Origin of the sequence: Winogradskyella poriferorum (assembly GCF_050618035.1) — a bacterium.
Classification (GTDB): Bacteria; Bacteroidota; Bacteroidia; order Flavobacteriales; family Flavobacteriaceae; genus Winogradskyella; species Winogradskyella poriferorum_A.
This window is the reverse complement of sequence record NZ_JBODPY010000177.1, coordinates 1-227: the sequence shown is the minus strand read 5'-3', so window position 1 is coordinate 227 and position 227 is coordinate 1. Positions and strand designations below refer to the sequence as shown.

Below are 227 nucleotides of genomic sequence, written 5' to 3'. Positions count from 1 at the left end.
TACAATTGAGACTTTATCCTTTTCTCTAAGTTGATTTACTAAAAGCTTAAATGCTCTTTTAAGTAATGGTAATTTATTCGGATATCCCATAGAACCAGAAACAACAATTAAAAAAGTTAGATTAGACGCAGGCAACACCTCATTTTCATAAATTTTACCTTGCAGACCAATTCTTACCAAATTAGTGGCTTGGTGCCATGGTGTTGTAACAACCTCGGTAGAAATAG

General features: G+C 33.5%; 1 pseudogene. It reads right to left on the bottom strand.

Annotated features, from left to right (window positions below):
* A pseudogene (locus ACRHOC_RS15365) lies at window positions 1–227 on the bottom strand (VWA domain-containing protein); the annotation flags it as partial.